We start from the raw sequence: 241 nt of genomic DNA on the forward strand, positions 1-241 counted from the left end.
TGCCCAACCGCCATTCCAACTCCATTGATTACTGGGGATATTATAATGGAGTGCAAAATAGCATGAACATCTTTACAGATATTAAGGATGGTAATCGAGATGTGCATGGGAGCAATGCTGAGGCCGGTATTTTGACAAAAATAACTTACCCTACAGGAGGAAGTGAGAGTTTTTACTACGAAGATAATAATGTCTTGGTTTCGCCCTATTTTTCTGAATTTATACTGGCCAATCCATCAAG

At 39.4% G+C, this 241-nt stretch carries 1 protein-coding gene; it reads left to right on the top strand.

The window, feature by feature from the left end:
• On the top strand, positions 1-241 hold a 241-nt coding region (locus SB679_RS26105), incomplete at both ends, for a hypothetical protein (RefSeq protein ID WP_410705304.1).

The organism is Chryseobacterium sp. SIMBA_029 (assembly GCF_046535275.1).
In the GTDB taxonomy this organism is placed as follows: domain Bacteria; phylum Bacteroidota; class Bacteroidia; order Flavobacteriales; family Weeksellaceae; genus Chryseobacterium.